The organism is Parenemella sanctibonifatiensis, from assembly GCF_002250565.1.
GTDB classification, from domain to species: domain Bacteria; phylum Actinomycetota; class Actinomycetes; order Propionibacteriales; family Propionibacteriaceae; genus Parenemella; species Parenemella sanctibonifatiensis.
The window spans coordinates 1-2,119 of the sequence record NZ_NMVJ01000002.1 but is presented as its reverse complement, the minus strand read 5'-3'; the positions used below and the strand labels follow the sequence as shown (position 1 = coordinate 2,119).

Sequence of the window (2,119 nt, the reverse complement as noted above, 5' to 3'; positions counted from 1 at the left end):
CCGGCATCATTCAAAGCGCTTCCTGGAACCTGTGGCAATTCGTTCCGGCCGGCATGCTTCTGGTATGATCGGCCAGCTGCAGTTAGCCCATTTCTGTCGGGCAGCTGACCAGCAGCCGCGAGGTCGTGGGAGTGTCGGAATTTCTGTGTAAGTGGGCATCGGCTCAGCTGAGACCCAGGCGGTCGCCGTAGGTCAGGGACAAAACATTGAGGATGTTCTTCCAGCCGGCGATCTGTCCGGTTGGGTTGGTCCTGTTCGCTTCGCGACGTCGGATGGCCAGGTAGAGGACCTTCAACGCGGACTGCTCGTCGGGGAAGTGACCCCGACGCCGCGTGGCAGCCCGGAACCGGGCGTTCAGCGACTCGATCGCGTTGGTCGTGTAGATGACCTTGCGGACCTCGACCGGGAAGTCCAGGAACGGCACGAACTCCGCCCAAGCGTTCTCCCACAGCCTGACCATCGCCGGATACTTCTCCCGCCAAGCCTCCGCGAACTCCTCGAACTCCGACTCCGCAGACTCGACCGTGGGCGCGGTGTAGATCCGACGCAGCTCCGCAGTGATCTTCTGCCAATGCGCCCGAGACGAGTAGCGCAGACTGTTGCGGACCAGATGCACCACACACGTCTGCACCACGGCCTGCGGCCAGACGGCGTTGATCGCCTCCGGAAGCCCCTTCAGGCCGTCGCAGCACACGATGCATGCATCGAGAATCCCACGGTTGGGACTGATGCAAGATCAGGTGTCAGTTGGGGTTAGGCCGCCAGGTTGGCGGTCGGGTTCATGATGGTCTCGTATTCGATGGGGGTCAATTTGCCCAGGCGGGCCTGTCGTCGGCGTCGGTGGTAGGTCCGTTCGATCCAGGTGATGATCGCGATCCGCAACTCTTCTCGGGTCTGCCATCGCTTGCGGGCCAGGACGTTCTTCTGGAGCAACGCGAAGAAGGACTCCATCGCGGCGTTGTCGCCTGCGGCACCGACTTTCCCCATCGATCCGATGAGGTGGTGATGGTTCAAGGCGTGCACGAACCTCCGTGACCGGAACTGGCTCCCGCGGTCGGAGTGCACGATGCATCCGGCGGCGTCGCGACGACGAGTCAGGGCGTTGTCCAGGGCTTTCACCGCGAGGCGGGCCTTCATCCGGTCACTGATCGAGTAGCCCACGATCCGACCGGAGAACACATCCTTGATCGCACACAGGTAGAGCTTGCCCTCCTCGGTCCAGTGTTCAGTGATATCCGTCAGCCACACCTGGTTGACCTGGGCGGCGGTGAAGTCCCGCTGAACGAGGTCGTCATGCACGGGCGGGCCCGGGCGCTTGCCGTTCTTACCGCGGTTCTTCCCGAACACCGACCACCACTGGTTGTCCCGGCAGATCCGCCACGCGGTCCGCTCACACATCGACTCACCAGCGGCCTCGGCTTCGCCGGCGAGGAACCGGTAACCGAACTCGGGATCGTCACGGTGGGCATCGAACAGAGCGTTGGCACGGTAGGCCTGGACCAGTTCCGACTCGGTGACCTGGTGTTTGCGCCAGCGGTAGTACGGCTGGCGGGCGAGCTTGAGGACCCGCAACGACACCGCGACAGGGATCTGGTCGGCGGCGAGCTCGCTCACGAGCGGGTAGAGCCTTTTCCCGGCAGGTTCGCCTGCGACAAATACGCCGCAGCACGGCGCAGGACTTCGTTCTCCTGCTCCAGCAGCCGATTCCGGCGCCGCAGGTCACGCAGCTCACCGGACTCCTCACGGGTCTTGCCGGGCCGAGCACCATCCTCAACATCGGCCTGACGCATCCAGTTCGTCAGACACGACTCAGAGATCCCGAAGTCCTTCGCGATCGTCGCCAGTTTCTGGCCAGGTTCACGGTTCCTCGCGACACGCACGACGTCGTCACGGAACTCCTGGGGATACGGAGCGGGCATGATGCACATCCTTCCCTGCAACGCTCTCCAGCGCCACAGATCATGTGACACCTCCCCGTGCATCAGTCCCGTTTTCAGTTCTGTCAGCATGTTGATCCACTGCTTCGCACCCTCCCCACCACTGGGCCCGACCCACATCCCCAACACGTCCCGGACGCCATCCAGATTGACGCCCATCGCCACATACACCGGCCGGTTCG

Annotated in this window: 1 protein-coding gene and 2 pseudogenes; all 3 read right to left on the bottom strand. The window is 63.3% G+C overall.

Translation table 11 applies throughout. The features are described from left to right. Nucleotides 1–163: 163 nt before the first annotated feature. Nucleotides 164–721 (bottom strand): annotated as a pseudogene (locus CGZ91_RS04620) (IS256 family transposase); the annotation flags it as partial. A gap of 32 nt (nucleotides 722–753) precedes the next feature. Further along, nucleotides 754–1,919 (bottom strand): IS3 family transposase gene (locus CGZ91_RS04615; protein WP_094453032.1). Its coding sequence is split into 2 segments (ribosomal slippage): nucleotides 754–1,632 and nucleotides 1,635–1,919, totalling 1,164 coding nucleotides; the frame shifts between segments, so codons are not numbered across the junction. A 60-nt stretch (nucleotides 1,920–1,979) separates the two neighbouring features. Next, nucleotides 1,980–2,119 (bottom strand): annotated as a pseudogene (locus CGZ91_RS15050) (transposase); the annotation flags it as partial.